Below are 19,067 nucleotides of genomic sequence, written 5' to 3'. Positions count from 1 at the left end.
CAGTCTACACGTCGCCTTGCTACATGTAGCCAGACTATGTGTAGCCTGTCTACATGAACGCCCTCCCGGTCGCGAGACTCCAGTTCGCGACGACGACTTCGTTCCACTTCCTGTTCGTGCTGCTCACGCTGGGGTTGGTCACGCTGGTGGCCGTGATGCAGACGCGGTGGACGCTCGGCGGCCGGCCCGAGCTGCTGCGGATGACGCGCTTCTGGGGCCGGCTGTACGTGATCAACTACGCGCTCGGGATCGTCACCGGCATCGTGATGGAGTTCCAGTTCGGGCTGACGTGGACCGGTCTGTCGGCCTTCGCCGGTGACGTCTTCGGCGCGCCGTTGGCCATCGAGACGCTGGTCGCGTTCTTCCTGGAGTCGACCTTCCTCGGCCTGTGGATCTTCGGCTTCGGACGGCTGCCCAAGTGGCTGCACCTGACGCTGATCTGGCTGGTCACGCTGACCGCGTACGCGTCGGCGCTGTTCATCATGCTGGCGAACTCGTTCCTGCAGAACCCGGTCGGCAGCCACGTCGAGCACGGCACGCTGCGCCTCGACGACTTCGGCGCGCTGTTCTCGAACCCGGCGCTGGTGGCGTCGCTGCCCCACGTGCTCGGCGCCGCGCTGGTGACCGGCGGGTTCTTCGTCGTCGGCGTCAGCGCGTGGCACTTCCTCAAGCGCACCACCGAGGTCGAGTTCTTCCGGCGGTCGATGCGCATCGGCGTGGTCACCGCGCTGGTCGGCTCGATCTTCGTGGTCAACCAGGGCTTCGCGCAGTTCGGCGAACTGAAGATGTACCAGCCGGACAAGCTGGGCGTGAAAGCCGTCGGCGCGCCACTGGGGGCCATGATCGGGCTCGGGTTCCTGATGTTCCTCTGCGCGCTCCTGGGCACGCTGCTGCTGGTCCGGAACTGGCTCACGAAGGCGCGGTTCCTGCACTACCTGATGGTCGCCGCGATCCCGTTGCCGTTCATCGCCGCGATCATGGGCTGGCTCGTGCGCGAACTCGGCCGTCAGCCGTGGCTGGTCTGGGGGAAGCTGCGGACCGCCGACGCCGTCGCGGGCGTCCCGGCGGGCCAGATCCTGTTCTCCTTCATCGCTTTCACCCTGCTGTTCGCCGGGCTCGCGGTGGCCGACTGGGTGCTCATGGCGCGGGTCGCCAAGCGCGGCCCGGAGCCGGCCGGCGAGCCCGCCGAACTGCCCGTCCTGAGCGGAGTCTGACCCGTGGTGACCTTCTGGTGGTGTCTGCTGGGCCTGCTGACGTGCGGCTACTTCGCGCTGGCGGGGTACGACTACGGCGTCGGCATGCTCCTGCCCGGGTTCGAATCCGGCGAGCGGCGGCGACGGCTGACGCTCGGCGCGCTCGGGCCGTTCTTCCTGGCCAACGAGGTGTGGCTGGTGGCGGCGGTCGGCCTGCTGTTCGGCGCGTTCCCCCACTTGGAGGGCCGGGTGTTCGCCGGGGCGTACGTGCTGGTCGTGACGCTGCTGCTGGGCCTGGTGACGTTCACGGCGTCGATGCAGCTGCGCAGTCGCCGCCCGGACGCCCGGCGCGGCGCCTGGACGGCGGGCATCGTCGGCGGCGCGCTGGTGACGGCGCTGTCGTGGGGCCTGTTCCTCGGCAACCTCGTCGTCGGGCTGCCGCCGGTCACCGACGTGCTCGCCCTCTTCAACCCGTATGCGGCGCTGTGGGGGCTCGGGTTCGTCGCGCTGTTCTGCCTGCAGGGCGCGGTGTTCCTGGCGGTGCGGGCGCCGGCCGAGCTGACCGGCCGTGCGGTGCGGCTGGCCCGCGCCTTCTCGGCGCCGGTGTTCGCGTTCCTGGTGATCGCCTCGGGGTGGGGCTACCTCGCGCTCGACGGCGTTTCCGCGCTCGGCGCAGGAGTGGCCGTCCTGGCCTTCGCGGCGTTCGCCGTCACCCGCATCGGGCTGGCGGCGCGGCGGTACCGGCCCGCGCTCGTCGGCTCGATGGTGCTTTCGGCTTGCCCGGCGCTGCTCGCCGGCACCGTGCGGTTCCCGGCGGTGCTGGTGTCGGCGCAGGGCACGTTGAAGGTCGAGCAGGCGGCGACGGCGCCGGAGACGTTCGCGGTGCTGGCCTGGTTCGCGCCGCCGTCGCTGCTGGTGCTGCTGGTGGTGCAGTGGCTGACCTGGCGCGCGCACCGCCGTCCCGTCGACCAGCACTCGCTGCTGCACTTCTAGGGGGACGGCGTGCCTGCTCTGCCCGGACTGCGGCGGTATCTCTGCGTTTTGAGCGTGCTCGGGGTGTCGACCGCGTCGGCGGTGCTCCTCCAGGCCGAAGGTCTCGCCACCCTGCTGACCGGTGGCGGGGTGTCACTGTTCCTCGTCGTGGCCATCGCGGGACGGGTGGTGCTTTCGTGGGGCCACGGGTTCGTCGGTGCGCGCTTTGCGGCATCGGTCCGGGGTTCGCTGCGCCGCCGGCTGCTCCTGTCCACTTCGGACCGTGCGGGCGTCGTCGCGACGCAGATCACGCGCGGGGTCGACGCCACGGACAGCTACCTGACCGGGTACCTGCCTTCGCTGGTGGTTTCGGTCGCGGTACCGGCCGCGGTGGTCGTGCGGCTGTTCACCACGGACTTGACCTCCGCCTTGGTCGTGATGGCCACCCTGCCGCTGATCCCGGTGTTCGCGATCCTGGTCGGGAAGCACACGAAGGCGTCCACCCAGTGGCAGCTGCTGACGAAGCTGGGCGGGCACTTCCTGGACGCCGTCCGGGGTCTCGGGACGTCGAAGGTGTTCGGGCGGGCGGCGGCGCAGGCCGCGACGGTGCGGTCGATGGCGCAGGCCCATGCCGACGCGACGATGAAGACGTTGCGGGTGGCGTTCCTGTCGGCGTTGGTGCTGGAGCTGGTGGCGACGCTGTCGGTGGCGCTGGTGGCGGTGCCGATCGGCTTCCGGTTGCTTTCGGGCGGCATGGAGGCGCGTCCGGCGTTGCTGATCCTGTTGCTGACGCCCGAGGCGTACCTGCCGCTGCGGGCGGCGGGCGCGAAGTTCCACGCGGCGGCGGAGGGGCTGACGGCACTGCGGGAGGCGCTGGCGGCGCCGGTAGTTCCGGTTTTGTCCCGGGCGCGGTGCCGGCGGCGGGGTGCGCCTTCGGTGATCTTCGAACGGGTGTCCGTCGTTTACGACGGGGTACCGGCTCTGTCCGATGTGGACTTGGTGGTTCCGGCTGATTCGCGGGTGGCGCTGGTCGGGCCGAGCGGGTCGGGGAAGAGCACGTTGCTTGCCGTGCTGCTGGGTTTCGTGACGCCTTCTTCGGGACGGGTCCTGGTGGACGGGGTGGACCTGCGTTCGCTGTCGCCGTCGGACTGGCTGGCCGACGTGGCGTGGGTCCCGCAGCGGCCGACGCTGTTCCGGGGATCGCTGGCTTCGAACATCGCGCTCGGCGTTCCTTCGGCCGACATCGGCTCGGCGGCGAGGGCGGCGGCGCTGGACTCGGTCGCGGCGGGATTGCCGGACGGGTACCGGACGCCGGTGGGCGAGCTGGGCGAGGTGTTGTCGGCGGGCCAGCGGCAGCGGGTGGGTCTGGCGCGGGCGCTGGCCCGGACGTCGGCGGGGCTGGTGCTGCTGGACGAGCCGACGGCGCGGCTGGACTCGCGGACGGAGTCGGCGGTGCTGTCCGCAACCCGCCGGCTGCTGCCGGGGCGGACGGCAGTGCTGGTGGCCCACCGGCCGGCGATGGTTTCGCTGGCGGAGCGGGTGGTGGAGCTGCGCGGCGGGCGCGTTTGTACGGGGGTGGCGGCGTGATGTCAAGTTCGCCATCCACAGGCGGGCAGTTATCCACAGATCGCCGAGTGGTCCGGTTTTCCGGGCCGGTGGCGGTAGGCTGGGATCGGGGACGCCCCCCGGGATGGGCGGGGGCTGCGCTGGGAGTCTGGGGCGTGTCCACAAAGGACTTCCTCCGCCTTCTCCGCGCCGCTCTGCTCGGTGCCGGTGCCGAGCTCGCTGCCCTCGCTCTCCTGGCCACCGCTGCCTGGCTGCTCCTCCGCGCCGCCGAACGGCCTCCCCTCGGTGCCCTCACCCTCGCCATCGTCGCGGTCCGGACCCTCGCCCTGCTGCGCGGTGGCCTGCGGTACGCCGAACGGCTCGCCGGGCACGAAGTCGTCCTGCGGTGGCTCGGGGAGCTTCGGGCCCGCGTCTACCAAGCCCTCGTTCCCGGCTCCCAGTACTCCGGCGGGGACCTCGTCACCCGGCTTGTGTCCGATGTGGACGCTCTGCAGGACGCCATCCTGCGGTGGCTGTTGCCCGCTGGGGTTGCTGGCATCGTGGGTGTCGCTGCGGTTGCCCTTGCCGCCACCGCGTCGATGCAAGCCGCCGTTGCGCTGTGCGGTGGGCTGGTCGTTGCCGGGGTGCTTTTGCCGTGGCTGGTTGTTCGCAGCACCATGCGGGCCGCGCGGGAAGCCGCTCCTCAACGGGCCGAGCTCGCCGAACGGGCCGTCGAGCTCGTCACCGGGCACCGTGAGCTCGTCGCCGCCGGGGCGCTTGACGAACACCTCGGCCGGGCCGCCGCCGTCGTCGACGACATCGCCGAGAGTGAACGGACGTCCGCCCTGCCCGGGGCCGCCGGGGTGCTCGTCCAGCTCGGTACCGCCGTCGCCGTCGCGCTGCTCAGTCACGCCTCCGTTCCCTGGACCGCGGCCGTCACCCTGGCCGCCATGACCGCCTTCGAGGTCGTCCTCCCCCTGATCGGGTCCGCCCGGCGCGTACCGGAAATCCGCGCCTCCGCCCGCCGGGTGCGGGCCGTGCTGGACGAACCCGTTGCGGTCACCGGAACCCGTGGGCCGGGAAAAGGGCACTTCCGGCTGGAAAACGCCGGTGTCCGGTACCCCGGCCGCGCGCCCGCGCTCCGGGACGTCGATCTCGACCTGCCGCCCGGCAAGCGCGTCGGCGTCCTCGGGCCCAGCGGTGCCGGGAAGACGACCCTCCTGCGGCTGCTGCTCGGCAGCGAAACCGCCACCGACGGCCGGGTGACCCTCGACGGGCATCCGCTCACCGAGTACGCCGACCTGTCGGTGGTCATCTCGGGCGCCGAAGCCGACGCCCACGTCTTCCACACGACCGTCCGCGAGAACCTGCTGCTCGCGAAACCGCAAGCCGCCGACGAAGAACTACGAGCAGCCTGCGAAATCGCCGGCTTCGACCTGGACCTCGATCGCGACACCGGCCCGGACGGCGAGGCGCTCTCCGGTGGTCAACGGCAGCGGCTGGTCCTCGCCCGCGCCGTGCTCGCCCAGCCCCGGGTCCTGGTGCTCGACGAGCCCGTCGAAGGCCTCGACCCCGCCCACGGCGACGCCGTCCTGAAGCGGGTCCTCGCCGCGGCGACGGGCAGCGTCGTCCTCGTCACCCACCGTCCCGAGCACCTCGACGGCTTCGACGAGGTGCTCACCCTCGAAGACGGGCGAGCACTTCCCGCATCGGCGGCCGGTCGGCCACCCGGACGTCCGTGATGTCCGGCAGCCACTCCTCGTCCACCTGCACGAACTGGGTGAACGGGGCGTCCGCCGCCGGGACGCCGCAGCGGTCCAGGGCCGTGCCGAGGATCTGGCGGGACATCACGCCCAGCTGGTGCAGCGACCGGTTGCGGTGCTTGCGGACGCCGAGGTTGACCTGCGCCAGGCCGTCGAGGCCGTACCGCGCCTCCGCGTCGAGCAGCAGCCCGATCTCGACGCCGTAGCCGGCCGCGAACGGCACCGATCCGAGGAACTCCCGCGTGCCCGCGTACTCGCCGCCGAGGGGTTGGACCAGGCCGCCGAGAGCGGGGCGCAGCGCCGAGAGGACCGGGCGGGCGAGCAGCTCGGTGACGCGGCCGCCGCCGGTGCTCTCCAGCCGCAGCGGACGGCGGTAGAAGCCCTTGACCAGGTGCACCCCCGGTTCCGAAACCAGCGGGCCGAGCAGGGACGGCACGAACGCCGGGTCCGGGTCGACCAGGTCGGAGTCGAGGAACACGACGAAGTCGCCGCTGGTCGCGGCCAGCGAGCGCCACAGCACCTCGCCCTTGCCGGGCACCGGCGGCAGGTCCGGCAGGACGTCTTCGCGGCGCACGACACGCGCGCCCGCGGCTTCGGCCGTTTGCGCCGTGGCGTCCGTGGAACCCGAATCCATGACGACCAGCTCGTCGACGACCGAACCGAGCAGCGGCCGGACCGAGGCGACGACGTCGCCGACGGTCCGCTCTTCGTCCAGGGCCGGTAGCACGACCGAAACCGTCCGGTCACCCTTCGCGGCCAGGATGTCGTCGGGTGTCCACCCGGGCTCCTGCCACGTCCGCCGCTCGAACCAACTCACGAGTAACGATCGTGCCATGCTGGTGGCACCGCCACCGAGGAGGAGGACCACTTGATCGCGCTGCTTGTCCGGTTCGTACTGGGACCGCTGGCCAGGGCGGTGTACCGGCCCGAGGTGCACGGCGTGGAGAACGTGCCCGCCACCGGCCCGGTGCTCCTGGCGGCCAACCACCGGGCGGCGCTCGACACCGGCGTCATCACCTTCGCGACGCCGCGGCAGGTCAAGTTCCTCGGCAAGGCGGAGTACTTCGCCGGCAAGGGCCTCAAGGGCAAGGCGCTGGCCGGGTTCCTCGGCGGCCTCGGATACGTCCCGGTCGAGCGCGGCAACGCCCAGGCGGGGCTGGCCGCCCTGGAGGCGGCGCGCAAGGTGCTCGACGCCGGCGGCGTGTTCGCGATCTACCCGGAGGGCACCCGCTCCCTGGACGGCCGCCTGCACCGCGGCCACACCGGCGTCGCGGCGCTGGCCCTGGCGACCGGCGCGAAGGTGGTGCCGGTCGCACTGACCGGCACCGAAAACCTCCAGCCCGGCGGCGCGAAGATCCCGCGCCCGGCCAAGATCGGGATCACCTTCGGCAAGCCCCTCGACTTCTCGCGCTACGAGGGCCAGGACTACGCGCCGGCAATCCGCCGGTCGGTCACCGACGAGGTCATGTACGCGATCCTGGAGCTCTCGGGCCAGGAGTATGTCGACACTTACCACAAGCGCCCGAGCGAGGGCGTGGCCTAGATGCCCGGCGGTTCCTTCGTCCACTTCGGCGGGGCAGGCGGTTCGTACGTCTCGAAGCGGTCCAGCAGCGCCGCCGGGTCGGCGTCGGTGAGCAGGAGCTCTCGGTAGTCCGGTTTGACGAACCCCTCCGTCACCATGTGGTCGGCGAAGGCGACCAAGGGACCGTAGTAGCCGTCGACGTCGACCAGGCCGATCGGCTTGCCGTGCAGGCCGAGCTGGGCCCAGGTCCAGACCTCGAACAGCTCCTCCAGGGTGCCCGCGCCGCCCGGCAGGGCCAGGAAGCCGTCGGACAGGGCCGCCATCTTGGCCTTGCGCTCGTGCATGTCCGCGACCACGTGCAGCTCCGTCAGGCCGGCGTGGGCGATCTCGACCGACGACAGCGCCTCCGGGATCACGCCGATCACCTCGCCGCCCGCGGCCAGGGCCGCGTCGGCGACCACGCCCATCGTGCCGACGCTCGCGCCGCCGTAGACCAGGCCGATGCCGCGCTGGGCCAGCAGCTTGCCGAGCGCGGCCGCCTGCTCCGCGTACCGCGGCGAGAAGCCCATCGACGAGCCGCAGAAGACACAGATCCGCCGCATCAGTGGGTGTCCTCCCACGCCTGGTAGGACTCCTGGACCACGCGGACGGCGTCGTCGATGTCGTCGGTGACGTGCAGCAGGTCCAGGTCGTGCGGGCTGATCTTGCCCTCGGCCAGCACCGAGTTCTTGATCCACTCGTAGAGCCCGCCCCAGTAGTCGCTGCCGAACAGCACCACCGGGAACTTCGTGACCTTCTTCGTCTGCACCAGGGTCAGTGCCTCGAACAGCTCGTCGAGCGTGCCGAAGCCGCCCGGCAGGCAGATGAAGGCCTGCGAATACTTGATGAACATCGTCTTGCGGGCGAAGAAGTAGCGGAAGTTGACGCCGAGGTCGACCCACGGGTTCAGGCCCTGCTCGAACGGCAGCTCGATGCCGAGCCCGACGGAGAAGCCGCCGGCCTCGGCCGCGCCGCGGTTGACCGCCTCCATCGCGCCTGGTCCGCCGCCCGTCATCACCGCGAAGCCGGCGTTGGCCAGCGCCCCGCCGATCTTGCGGCCGAGCTCGTACTCCGGGTTGTCGCGCTTGGTGCGTGCCGAACCGAACACCGTGACCGCGCGCGGGACCTCGGCGAGCGCGCCGAAGCCCTCCACGAACTCGGCCTGGATGCGCAGGACGCGCCACGGGTCGGTGTGCACCCAGTCGCTCGGGCCGCGCGAGTCCAGGAGCCGCTGGTCGGTGGTGCTGCCCTGGTCGCGGCGGTCGCGACGCAGCACGACCGGGCCCTTGTGCCGCTCCACCGGGCGTTCGGGGTACTGGCCGTCCGGCCATTCAGACTGTTCGCTCACCCGGCCATGCTACGGCTTCCCCGCCAGTGAAAATGCGAGCAGCGCCGTGGCGGTGCCGTCGATGGCGGGCTCGTGACCGGGCCATGAACCCGGGCTGTCGGCGCAGCGGCTTCCCCGGCCGTCGAAGGATTCATACGGACGGGTGCATTCCCGGGCCCCCGCGCCGTGGGCCCACCGGCAGTCCAGAGTGGACAGATCGAGGCGTCCGTGCCCCGCCTTGCGCGGCTCTGTGTCCGTTTCCGCGATCGCCGCCTCGATGACCTACCGTGGGGAGATGACCAGCGCACCCGCCGAACCGCTCGGCGCGCGGATCCGGCGGCTGCGCACCGACCGCGGCTGGACCCAGCGCGAGCTGGCCGAGCCGGGTTACGACCGGGGCTTCCTGGCGAAGGTCGAGACCGGCAGCCGCCCGCCGTCGGAGGAGATGCTGGCCTACCTGGCGCAACGGCTCGGCCTCACCGTGGACGAGCTGCGGTTCGGCCGTCCGCCCGGGGTCGCCGCCGAGCTGCGCGCTTCGCTGGACGAGGGCTACCGCGACCTGGAGCAGGGCCGGGTCGCCGACGCGGGGACGCGGTTCGCCGCCGTGGCGAAGGAGGCCGCGGGCTACCACCTCGACGACGTCGAGTGCTACGCGCGGTTCTGCCAGGCCGAGGTGAAGTGGCAGCTGTTCGACGTCTCGGAGGCCCAGCGGGCGCTGGAGCATGCCGAGGAGCTGGCCGGCGCGGCGCCGCCGTGGTTGCGGGCGATGATCGTGCACCGCTGGTCCGGCTGCCGCTACCTCAGCGGCGACGCGGGCACCGCGATCGCGCGCGTCGAGGCGGAGCTGGCCGCCCGGCCTGCCGACCCGGACGCGGAGCTGTGCCTGCTCACGGCGTTGATCCACCCGCTGATGGAGATGGGCGGCCTGCACCGGGCCCGCCGCGCGGCCGACGACGGGCGACGGCTGGCCCGCGCGGCGTCGCGGCCGGACTTCGTCGCGCGGTTCCACCGCCAGGCGTCGCAGGTGTGGCAGGCGATCGGCCGCGCGGACCGGGCGGACGAGGATCTGACCGAGGCGTGCCGGCTGTTCGCGTCGGTGGGCTTCGACCGCGACGCGGCCCGCTGCCGCTGGGCCCGCGGGTACTTCCTGCGCCGGCTGGGCCGCTTGGACGAGGCTCGCGCGGAGCTGACGACGGCCCGCGACCAGCTGGCGGCGATCGGCGCGGACGAAGGCGTCGCCGGGGCGACCCTCGAGCTGGCCGAGGTCCGCCTGCGGCAGGGCGCGCCGGAGGAAGCGGCGTCGCTCGTTTCGGAGGTCTGGCCGCTGCTGGCCCGCGATGTGGAGGCTCTCGGCGAAGCCACCGGCCTGCGGGGCCAGATCGCCCGGGCCCAGGGCGACCCCGAGACGGCGACCCGGCTGCTGCGCGAGGCGTTCGAAATCCAGGCGAGGGCGTCCCTGCACGGGGCGGCGGTTTCGACGGCGCTGCGGCTCGGCGACGCGCTCCGACAACGTGGTCATCTCGACGAAGCCGTCGACGCCTACCGCCGCGGCCTCGACTCGGCAGCCGGTTCCGACAGCTGATCCCGGCGGACCAGCGGGCTCGGTGGTCCGGACCAAAGACACTTTCCTACGAAAGTCTGTGAATTGGTTCAGACCAGTACACGGTAGCCGTCTGACCTGCGAATATGCCCGAATTCGGGCGATCGTCGCGACACCGAGCTGCTCCGTTCGGCCCATTGACCCCTGCGCGGCCGGGACCTTTACTCGGACGCGTCCGGCGCAATAACAGCAGTTATTCCGCCGGGCACATTGCTCACGGTCCCCGGAAAGGTTCCCCCATGAGATCCCCACGAGGGCTGGCGGCGATCGCCGGCCTGGCCCTGACCTTCGCGGTGCCGGCGATCCCGGCCGCCGCCGCTCCCGCACCCCCCGCCGCCACCCCGCCCGAGGCGCTCGCCGCCCGCGCCGCCGACCAGGCCGCCCTCAACGGCGCCGACCGGCTCGCGAAAGGTGCCGGGGAGGCCTTCGTCCGCACCGGAGTCACCCCGGGTGGCGGCGGGCTCTACTACGCCTCCTACCAGCGCACCTACCACGGCCTGCCGGTCGTCGGCGGGGACGCCGTCGTCGTCGCCGACGGCGCCGGGCGCGTCCGCGGCACCGAAGCCGCGTCCACCGCCCCGATCACCGTCGGCACGCAGGCCGCGCTGCGGCCCGAGCAGGCCACGAAGATCGCCGCCGCCAATGTGTCCACAGTGGACAAGACGGAGGCGCCGAAGCTGGTCGTCCTGGCCGGGACCGCGCCGAAGCTCGCCTACGAGGTCGTCGTCAGCGGGCGCGCCCACGGCACGCCCACCCACCTGCACGTCTTCGTCGACAGCGCGACCGGCGCCGTCCTCGACACGCGCGACGACGTCCGCGAGGCCGGCACCGGCAACTCCTACTACGCCGGCACCGTCTCGATCGACACCTCGGGTTCCGGCAGCTCCTATTCGATGACCGACCCCGTCCACCGCGGCCTCGCCTGCGGCCGGGAGGGCGGCTCGATCTTCACCAAGAGCTCCAACACCTGGGGCAACGGCTCCGGCACCGACCTGGAAACCGCCTGCGTCGACGCCCTCTACAGCGTCCAGACCGAGTGGAAGATGCTCGGCGACTGGCTCGGCCGCAACGGCATCGACGGCGCGGGCGGCGGCTTCCGCGCGAGCGTCGGCCTCAACGACGTCAACGCCTACTGGGACGGCTCGTCGACGCACTTCGGCCACTCGCAGGACAACCAGCGTCAGGCGACGCCGATGGACGTCGTGGGCCACGAGTTCGGCCACGCGATCTTCCAGACGACGCCGGGCGGCGCGGGCTCGGGCAACGAGAACGGCGGGCTCAACGAGTCCACCGGCGACATCTTCGGCGCGCTGACCGAGTTCTACGCCAACAACCCGGTCGACCGGCCGGACTTCACCGTCGGCGAGGGCGTCAACCTGGTCGGCCAGGGCCCGATCCGCTACATGTACAACCCGAGCCAGGTCGGCGACCCGAACTGCTACTCGTCGTCGATCCCGAGCACCGAGGTGCACGCCGCCGCGGGCCCGCAGAACCACTGGTTCTACCTGCTCTCGCAGGGCAGCAACGCCTCGCCGGCCAGCCCGACGTGCAACGGCTCGTCGGTCACCGGCATCGGCATCCAGAAGGCCGGCAAGATCTTCTACAACGGCCTGCTGAAGAAGACCTCGTCGTGGAACCACAAGGCCGCCCGCAAGGCCACGCTGGAAGCCGCGATCGCGCTCTTCCCGGGCAGCTGCACGGAGTTCAACGCGACCAAGGCGGCGTGGGACGCGGTGAGCGTCACGGCCGTCAGCGGTGAGCCGACCTGCAGCGGCCAGCCGCCCGCCGGCAACGACTACTCGCTGACGCTGTCGCCGACGTCGGCGTCCGTCCAACCCGGACAGACGGCGACCACCACGGTGACCACCCGGGTCACCTCGGGCAACGCCCAGACCGTGCAGCTGGTGGCCTCGGGCCTGCCCGAGGGCGCGAAGGCGACGATCAGCCCGGCGAGCATCCAGTCCGGCGGCACGGCGACCCTGACCATCACCACTTCGGCGACCACGCCGCAGGGCACCAGCCAGGTGACGGTCAGCGGCGACGGCACCGACGCCGACCACACCGCGCAGTTCACCCTCACCGTCGGCACCGGCGGCCCGCCGCCGACCGGCTGCGACGGGCTCGCCGAGTGGGACTCCGCCAAGGCGTACGTGCCCAATGACGTCGTGGGCCACAACGGTCACAAGTGGACGTCGCTGTGGTACTCGACCGGGGCCGAGCCCGGCGCGCCCGGCTCCTGGGCCGTCTGGAGCGACAGCGGCGCCTGCTGAACCCGCACCGCGCGGTGGTGGCGTCCGCCACCACCGCGCGGCTTACCCTGGACACTCCTCCCCGGCGGAAAGGCACCTGTGTGAGCGAGAGCGTCGGCGAACGCCTGCGTGAGCTGCGCACCGAACGCGGGCTCACGCAGCGCGAACTCGCCGGGCCGCAGTATTCGGCGGCGTACGTGTCATCGGTCGAGACGGGCGCCCGGACGCCGTCGGGCGACGCGTTGCGGTTTTTCGCCCAGCAGCTGGGCATCGACCCGGGCGAGCTGCTCGGGGGCCGGTCGCCGCGCGAGCTGATCGAGCTGGACATCGAGCTGATCGAGACGGCGGAGCGGTTCCTGGCCGGCGACGCCCGCCGCGCGACCCCGCGGATGCAGCGGATCCGGCGCCGCGCCGAACGCCTCGACCGGCCGCGGCAGGCCGGGATCGCGCTGCTGTGGCTGGCCGGGTACTCGACCGGCGACGTCCGCACGAAGTACGTCGCCGACGCCGAGACGGCCTTGTCGGACGAGCCGCCGCCGGTGCGGGCGATGGTCGTGCCGCTGCGCGCGGCGGTGCTGTCCGGCTGGGGCGAGGTGCAGTATTCGGTGCACCTGCTGGAAACCTGCCACGCCGAGCTGCTGCGCGACGGCTACCCGCAGCCGTCGATCCTGCTGACGCTGCGGGCCTGCCTGGCCGAGCGGCACCTGCGCCAGGGCGACCTGGAACGCGCGGCCGAGTACGCCGGCTCGGCGTTGCGGCTCACCCGCGGCGGCCCGGCGGTGCTGGCGGAACTGACCCGCAGCCACGTCGAGGTGTGCCGCAGCCACCTGGCGGCGGACCGGTTCGCCGACGCGGCTGCGTCGGTCGCCGCGGCCTACGACCTGATGCAGGAACGGGCACTGCACCCGGCGATGGCGTACTGCCTGCTGGCCAGGGCCCGGGTCCGCGGCCGCGCGGGTGACGTCGAGGGCGCGCTGGCCGACCTCGGCGCGGCGCGGGAGACGGCGTGGCCGGACGACGTCCCGGCGATCACCGTCGAGCTCGCCGGGGAGTACCTCGCGGCGGGCCGGCTGGAGACGGCGGCCGCGTTGCTCGACCAGGTCCGCCCGGCCGTCGTGGCGGGCACGGCGCTGGCCGCGGAGCTGCGGCTGCAGCTGGGGTCGCTGGCCAGGGCCCGCGGCGACGCCCGGCGCGCGGCCGAGGACCTGCGGGCCGCCGTCGAGCTGGCCACCGGGCTGGGGGCGCGCGGGGTGCTGGTCCGCGCGCTGCGGCCGTTGAGCGAGCTGCTCGGCGAGACGGGGAAGCAGACGGAGGCGGCGGACGTGCTGCGCAACGGGCTCATCGCGCTGGGCGCGGAAGCCGACTGAAGCGATTCACCAGCGGTGGCAACGAAATCCCGGTGATCGAGATCGTCCGGCGTTCGGATGGTGTCGCGGACAATCCCTACGAAAGTCGTTCCGGGACGGAACGCGGTGAGAATCCCCAGCTGCGGCGGGGTTTGTACGAATTGATTCGATAATCCGGAACGCACCCTTGGTCCGTTCGGCGCATTGACGCCCGGATCCGCTGATCCTTTACTCGGATGCGTCCGGACGCATACCTGCTGTCAACCCGCCGGACACGTCTCCCCTTTCCCTTACCGGACCTCGATTCTGCCTTCATGGAAGGAAGACCTCGATGACCCATCGTGGGTTCAGCACGGGCTTGGCGGCCGCCGCCGGGTTCGCCATGACGCTCGCGTTACCGGTGACCCCGGCGAGCGCAGCGTCCCCCGCCCAGCCCGCCGCTCCCGAAGCGGCCGCCGCCCGCGCCGCCGACCCAGCGGCCGCCAGCGGTCTCGACGCCCTGCGCCGCGGCGCGGGCGAAGCGTTCCAGCGCGTCGGCCTGACCGCCGGTGGCGGTGGCCTCTTCTACGGCGCCTACCAGCGGACCTACCAGAGCCTGCGGGTGGTGGGCGGGGACGCGGTCGTCGTCGCCGACGGCGCCGGGCGCGTCCGCGGCACCGAAGCCGCGTCCACCGCCCCGATCACCGTCGGGACCCAGGCGCTGGTCGACGCGGCGAAGGCGGCCGCCACCGCGCGCGCTCAACTGCCCACTGTGGACAGTGTCAGCACGCCGGAGAAGGTGGTGCTGGCCGGGGCGAGCCCGAAGCTGGCCTACGAGGTCGTCGTCGCCGGGCGGACCGCCACGGCGCCGAGCAACCTGCACGTGTTCGTCGACGCGGCGACCGGCGCGGTGCTCGACAAGCGGGACGACGTGAAGACGTTCGCCTCCGGCGCTCGCACGCAGGCCAAGCCCGCCTCGGTGAACGTCGCCGGCACGGGCAACAGCTACTACGTCGGGAACGTCTCGATCGACACGACGCAGTCCGGCAGCACGTACACCATGCGTGACCCGGGCCGCACCGGCATCAGCTGCGGCCGCGAAGGCGGCTCCGTCTACAGTGGACCGGACAACAACTGGGGCAACGGCACCGGCACGGACCTCGAGACCGGCTGCGTCGACGTGCTCTACAGCGTCCAGACCGAGTGGAAGATGCTCGCCGACTGGCTCGGCCGCAACGGCATCAACGGCAGCGGCACCGGTTACCCGGCGAGCGTCGGCCTGGCCGACGTCAATGCCTACTGGAATGGCTCGTCGACGCACTTCGGCCACTCGCAGGACAACCAGCGCCAGGCCACCTCGATGGACGTCGTCGGGCACGAGTTCGGGCACGGCATCTTCCAGTTCACCCCGGGCGGCGCCGGTTCCGGCAACGAGAACGGCGGCATGAACGAGTCGACCGGCGACATCTTCGGCGCGCTGACCGAGGCGTACGCCAACAACCCGAAGGACACCCCGGACTACGAGGTCGGCGAGGGCGTCAACCTGGTCGGCCAGGGTCCGATCCGGTACATGTACCAGCCGTCGAAGGTCGGCGACCCGAACTGCTACTCGTCGTCGATCCCGAGCACCGAGGTGCACGCGGCCGCGGGCCCGCAGAACCACTGGTTCTACCTGCTGGCCGAGGGCTCGAACCCGGGTGGCGGCAAGCCGGCCAGCCCGACCTGCAACAACTCGTCGGTCACCGGCATCGGCATCCAGAAGGCCGGCAAGATCTTCTACAACGGCCTGCTGAAGAAGACCTCGTCGTGGAACCACAAGGCCGCCCGCAAGGCGACCCTCGAAGCGGCGATCGCGCTCTTCCCGGGCAGCTGCACCGAGTACAACGCCACCAAGGCCGCATGGGACGCCATCTCCGTCACGGCGGCGACCGGTGAGCCGACGTCGTGCAGCGGCGGCGGAGCGGACTTCTCGGTCGCGCTGAACCCGGCCTCGGGTTCCGTGCAGCCGGGCGCCTCGGCGACCACCACGATCAGCACCGCGATCACCTCGGGCGCGGCCCAGTCGATCACGCTGTCCGCCTCGGGCCTGCCCGCCGGCGCGACCGCGACGTTCAGCCCGGCCACGATCTCCTCGGGTGGCAGCTCGACGCTGACCGTCGCCACGACGTCGTCGACCCCGACCGGCAGCTTCCCGATCACCGTCACCGCCGACGGGGCCAGCACCGACCACACCGCGACGTACACCCTGACCGTGGGCACCACGTCGTCGTGCGCCCCGGTGACCAACTCGACCCGGCTGGACATCCCGGACTACCCGGGTGCCGCGGTCAGCAGCACCAGCACCGTGGCGGGCTGTGCGCGCAACGCGTCCGGCACCACCAAGGTCGAGGTGCACATCACCCACACCTACAGCGGTGACCTGGTCCTCGACCTGATCGCCCCGGACGGCACGGCGTACCGGCTGAAGAACTCCAGCAGCAGCTCGACGCCGAACATCAACACCACCTACACCGTCAACGCTTCTTCGGAAGCCGCGAACGGCGCGTGGAAGCTGCAGATCAAGGACGTCGGCCCGGCCGACACCGGTTACCTGTCCTCCTGGACGTTGACCGTGTAGCACCCCGACCCCGTGAAGGCCGCACCAGCCAGGTGCGGCCTTCACGGTCGTTGTCCCCAACCCCCACCGAAGGAATTCACCGCCATGAAGTGGAAGACACGACTCGGCGCCGGGGTCACCGCCCTCGCCGCCGTGCTGGGCGTCGTCAGCGCGCCGGCGGCCACCGCCGCACCCGCCGCGGCGCTCGCCGCGCCCGACATCTCGCTGGCCAACATCAAGGGCCACCTCAACCAGCTGCAGACCATCGCCAACAACAACGGTGGCACGCGCTCGGCGCGCGGCGGCGGGTACGCGGCCTCTGTGTCCTATGTGGAAAACCTCCTGAAGAACGCCGGGTACACCACGACCCGCCAGACCTGCACCAGCTGCCTCGGGCAGTCGCAGAACCTGATCGCCGAGTGGCCGCAGGGCGACGCGAGCCAGGTCATCATGCTCGGCGCGCACCTCGACTCCGTCAGCGCCGGGCCCGGCATCAACGACAACGGCTCGGGCAGCGCGTCGATCCTCGAGGTCGCGCTGACGCTGGCCCGCACCAACCCGGCGATGGCCAAGCGCGTCCGGTTCGCCTGGTGGGCCGACGAGGAGTCCGGCCTGGTCGGCTCGAAGTACTACGTCAACAACCTGCCGAGCAGCGAGCGCACGAAGATCAAGACCTACCTCAACTTCGACATGATCGGCTCGAAGAACTGGGGCTACTTCGTCTACGACGACGTCGCTTCGGTCAAGGCGATCTTCGACGAGTACTTCGCCTCCATCGGCATCCAGACCGAGGGCGACAGCGAGGGTGACGGCCGCTCCGACCACGCGTCCTTCAAGAGCGCGGGCATCCCGGTCGGCGGCCTGGCCACCGGCGCCGGCGACATCAAGAGCTCCGCGCAGGCGCAGAAATGGGGCGGCACCGCGGGTTCGCCGTTCGACAACTGCTACCACCGCGCCTGCGACACGACGGCGAACATCCCCGACCCGCCGCTGGAGAAGAACAGCGACGCCATCGGCTACGCGCTCTGGAAGCTGGCCGTCGCCCCGACGCAGGGCAACGACTTCTCCGTCTCGCTGAACCCGGCGGCCGGCACCGTCCAACCGGGACAGTCGCTGCAGGTCGCCGTCAGCACCGCGACGACGTCCGGCTCGGCGCAGTCGATCTCGCTGTCCGCCTCGGGTCTCCCGGCGGGCGCGACGGCGTCGTTCAGCCCGGCCACCGTGCAGTCGGGCGGTTCCTCGACGCTGACCATCACGACGTCGTCGAGCACCCCGACCGGCACCTTCCCGATCACGGTGACCGCGGACGGCGCGAACGCCGACCACACGGCGTCGTTCTCCCTCGGCGTCGGCAGCTCGTCGTGCGCGCCGGTGACCAACTCGACGCGCCTCGACATCCCGGACTACCCGGGTGCCGCGGTCAACAGCACCGCGAACGTGGCCGGCTGCGCGCGCAACGCGTCCGGCACCACCAAGGTGGAGGTGCACATCACCCACACCTACCGCGGTGACCTCGTCATCGACCTGGTCGCCCCGGACGGCACGGCGTACCGGCTGAAGAACTCCAGCAGCGACTCGACGCCGAACCTGGACACCACCTACACCGTGAACGCCTCCACCGAGGCCGCGAACGGTGCGTGGCAGCTCCGGATCCGCGACACCGGCCCGGCCGACACGGGCTACCTGTCCTCCTGGACCCTGACCGTCTGACCCCCGGCGGGGTGGGCACTTTCACGTGAAAGTGCCCACCCCGCGCAAATTTGTCTAGACCACCCGTTCGTAGGTAGTCAACGGATTCCCGCGGCGCTTATGTTGGGCGGACACGCCGCGTTCGCCCTTCAACGACGATGGGAGCCGGTATGCCCGGACGCAAAACCCGTTGGCTCGGAACCGTTCTGACGGCCCTGCTCGCCGTCCCGCTGTTCGTCCCGGCCTCCGCGCAGGGGGCGGTGCAGGCCGACACGTGCGCGGTCAAGTCACGGCCCGCCGGCAAGGTCCTGCAGGGGTACTGGGAGAACTGGGACGGCGCCGCGAACGGCGTTCACCCCGGCATGGGCTGGATCCCGATCACCGACAGCCGCATGGCCCAGCACGGCTACAACGTCATCAACGCCGCTTTCCCGGTGATCCGCTCCGACGGGACCGTGCTGTGGGAGGACGGGATGGACGCCGGGGTGAAGGTGTCCACGCCGGCCGAGATGTGCGCGGCGAAGGCCGCGGGCGCGACGATCCTGCTGTCCATCGGCGGCGCGGCCGCCGGGATCGACCTGTCGTCGTCAGCGGTCGCCGACCGGTTCGTCGCCACCGTCGTACCGATCCTCAAACAGTACAACTTCGACGGGATCGACATCGACATCGAGACCGGCCTGACGAACAGCGGGAACATCAAGACGCTCTCGGCGTCGCAGAGCAACCTGATACGGATCATCGACGGCGTGCTCGCGCAGATGCCGTCGAACTTCGGGCTCACGATGGCGCCGGAGACGGCGTACGTGACCGGCGGCAGCGTCGCCTACGGCTCGATCTGGGGCGCGTACCTGCCGATCATCAAGAAGTACGCGGACAACGGCCGGCTGTGGTGGCTGAACATGCAGTACTACAACGGGTCCATGTACGGCTGCTCCGGCGATTCGTACCAGGCCGGGACCGTGCAGGGCTTCACCGTGCAGACGCAGTGCCTGAACAACGGCCTGGTGGTGCAGGGCACGACGATCCGCGTCCCGTACGACAAGCAGGTCCCCGGCCTGCCCGCCCAGCCCGGCGCGGGCGGCGGGTACATGTCCCCGAGCCTGGTTTCCCAGGCGTGGCGGTCGGTTCCGGGCCTGAAGGGCCTGATGGACTGGTCGATCAACTGGGACGGCTCGAAGGGCTGGACGTTCGGCGACAACGTCAAGTCCCTGCAGGGCCGCTGACGCGGTCGTGAGTGGTAAGGCGAG

Annotated in this window: 14 protein-coding genes; 11 read left to right on the top strand and 3 right to left on the bottom strand. The window is 71.5% G+C overall.

Annotation, left to right across the window (positions count from 1 at the left end):
* Positions 1-53 precede the first annotated feature (53 nt).
* From AB0M93_RS46555 to cydC, 4 genes are all read left to right on the top strand, one after another.
* Positions 54-1,214 carry a cytochrome ubiquinol oxidase subunit I gene (locus tag AB0M93_RS46555; RefSeq protein ID WP_364287224.1) on the top strand — a complete coding sequence of 387 codons (1,161 nt, stop codon included), beginning with the start codon at positions 54-56 and terminating at the stop codon, positions 1,212-1,214.
* Positions 1,215-1,217: 3 nt separating this feature from the next.
* On the top strand, positions 1,218-2,186 hold the full coding sequence (locus AB0M93_RS46550) for a cytochrome d ubiquinol oxidase subunit II (protein ID WP_364287221.1): 969 nt from the start codon (positions 1,218-1,220) through the stop codon (positions 2,184-2,186).
* A 9-nt stretch (positions 2,187-2,195) separates the two neighbouring features.
* The gene (gene cydD / locus AB0M93_RS46545) at positions 2,196-3,752 is read left to right on the top strand and encodes a thiol reductant ABC exporter subunit CydD (RefSeq protein WP_364287218.1); all 1,557 of its coding nucleotides are present in this window, start codon (positions 2,196-2,198) and stop codon (positions 3,750-3,752) included.
* A 134-nt stretch (positions 3,753-3,886) separates the two neighbouring features.
* The gene (gene cydC, locus AB0M93_RS46540; RefSeq protein ID WP_364287215.1) at positions 3,887-5,452 is read left to right on the top strand and encodes a thiol reductant ABC exporter subunit CydC; all 1,566 of its coding nucleotides are present in this window, start codon (positions 3,887-3,889) and stop codon (positions 5,450-5,452) included.
* Here cydC and AB0M93_RS46535 read toward each other — a convergent pair.
* Positions 5,388-6,290 (bottom strand): glucosyl-3-phosphoglycerate synthase, encoded by a 903-nt coding sequence (locus AB0M93_RS46535; protein ID WP_364287212.1) that lies wholly within the window; start codon positions 6,288-6,290, stop codon positions 5,388-5,390. The genes cydC and AB0M93_RS46535 overlap by 65 nt on opposite strands.
* A 51-nt stretch (positions 6,291-6,341) precedes the next feature.
* On the opposite strand from AB0M93_RS46535, the gene AB0M93_RS46530 reads away from it, so the two are divergent.
* Positions 6,342-7,016, top strand: coding sequence for a lysophospholipid acyltransferase family protein (locus AB0M93_RS46530; protein ID WP_364287209.1), 675 nt, complete (start codon positions 6,342-6,344; stop codon positions 7,014-7,016).
* On the opposite strand, the gene AB0M93_RS46525 is transcribed toward AB0M93_RS46530, so the two are convergent.
* Together AB0M93_RS46525 and AB0M93_RS46520 are read right to left on the bottom strand one after the other, a co-directional pair.
* The gene (locus tag AB0M93_RS46525; RefSeq protein ID WP_364287207.1) at positions 7,013-7,597 is read right to left on the bottom strand and encodes a TIGR00730 family Rossman fold protein; all 585 of its coding nucleotides are present in this window, start codon (positions 7,595-7,597) and stop codon (positions 7,013-7,015) included. The two genes, AB0M93_RS46530 and AB0M93_RS46525, sit on opposite strands and share 4 nt — an antisense overlap.
* Positions 7,597-8,382, bottom strand: a complete 786-nt coding sequence (locus AB0M93_RS46520; protein WP_003099749.1) for a TIGR00730 family Rossman fold protein — start codon at positions 8,380-8,382, stop codon at positions 7,597-7,599. Before AB0M93_RS46520 ends, AB0M93_RS46525 begins: the two co-directional genes overlap by 1 nt.
* Before the next feature lie 274 nt (positions 8,383-8,656).
* Between AB0M93_RS46520 and AB0M93_RS46515 the strand changes: the two genes are divergently transcribed.
* The 6 genes from AB0M93_RS46515 (at position 8,657) to AB0M93_RS46490 (ending at position 19,043) form a co-directional block, all read left to right on the top strand.
* Positions 8,657-9,943, top strand: coding sequence for a tetratricopeptide repeat protein (locus AB0M93_RS46515; RefSeq protein WP_364287205.1), 1,287 nt, complete (start codon positions 8,657-8,659; stop codon positions 9,941-9,943).
* Between the two features lie 257 nt (positions 9,944-10,200).
* Positions 10,201-12,231, top strand: coding sequence for a M4 family metallopeptidase (locus AB0M93_RS46510; RefSeq protein WP_364287202.1), 2,031 nt, complete (start codon positions 10,201-10,203; stop codon positions 12,229-12,231).
* A gap of 80 nt (positions 12,232-12,311) precedes the next feature.
* The gene (locus tag AB0M93_RS46505; RefSeq protein ID WP_364287199.1) at positions 12,312-13,577 is read left to right on the top strand and encodes a helix-turn-helix transcriptional regulator; all 1,266 of its coding nucleotides are present in this window, start codon (positions 12,312-12,314) and stop codon (positions 13,575-13,577) included.
* Positions 13,578-13,887: 310 nt separating this feature from the next.
* Positions 13,888-16,152 carry a M4 family metallopeptidase gene (locus tag AB0M93_RS46500; RefSeq protein WP_364287196.1) on the top strand — a complete coding sequence of 755 codons (2,265 nt, stop codon included), beginning with the start codon at positions 13,888-13,890 and terminating at the stop codon, positions 16,150-16,152.
* 84 nt (positions 16,153-16,236) lie between these two features.
* A complete protein-coding gene (locus tag AB0M93_RS46495) occupies positions 16,237-17,841 on the top strand; it encodes a M28 family metallopeptidase (RefSeq protein ID WP_364287193.1) in 1,605 nt (534 codons plus the stop codon).
* Between the two features lie 149 nt (positions 17,842-17,990).
* Positions 17,991-19,043: a chitinase gene (locus tag AB0M93_RS46490; RefSeq protein ID WP_364287190.1), complete on the top strand. Its 1,053-nt coding sequence runs from the start codon at positions 17,991-17,993 to the stop codon at positions 19,041-19,043.
* Positions 19,044-19,067: the final 24 nt, after the last annotated feature.

Origin of the sequence: Amycolatopsis sp. NPDC051102, from assembly GCF_040682815.1 — a bacterium.
Classification (GTDB): Bacteria; Actinomycetota; Actinomycetes; order Mycobacteriales; family Pseudonocardiaceae; genus Amycolatopsis.
Note: the sequence above shows the minus strand (reverse complement) of the source record. Positions and strands in the feature narration are given on the sequence as shown.

Coding starts and splice junctions, on each gene's coding strand:
- AB0M93_RS46555 (WP_364287224.1), top strand. CDS start 54: ATGAACGCCCTCCCGGTCGCGAGACTCCAGTTCGCGACGACGACTTCG.
- AB0M93_RS46525 (WP_364287207.1), bottom strand. CDS start 7,597: ATGCGGCGGATCTGTGTCTTCTGCGGCTCGTCGATGGGCTTCTCGCCG.
- AB0M93_RS46515 (WP_364287205.1), top strand. CDS start 8,657: ATGACCAGCGCACCCGCCGAACCGCTCGGCGCGCGGATCCGGCGGCTG.
- AB0M93_RS46510 (WP_364287202.1), top strand. CDS start 10,201: ATGAGATCCCCACGAGGGCTGGCGGCGATCGCCGGCCTGGCCCTGACC.
- AB0M93_RS46500 (WP_364287196.1), top strand. CDS start 13,888: ATGACCCATCGTGGGTTCAGCACGGGCTTGGCGGCCGCCGCCGGGTTC.
- AB0M93_RS46495 (WP_364287193.1), top strand. CDS start 16,237: ATGAAGTGGAAGACACGACTCGGCGCCGGGGTCACCGCCCTCGCCGCC.
- AB0M93_RS46490 (WP_364287190.1), top strand. CDS start 17,991: ATGCCCGGACGCAAAACCCGTTGGCTCGGAACCGTTCTGACGGCCCTG.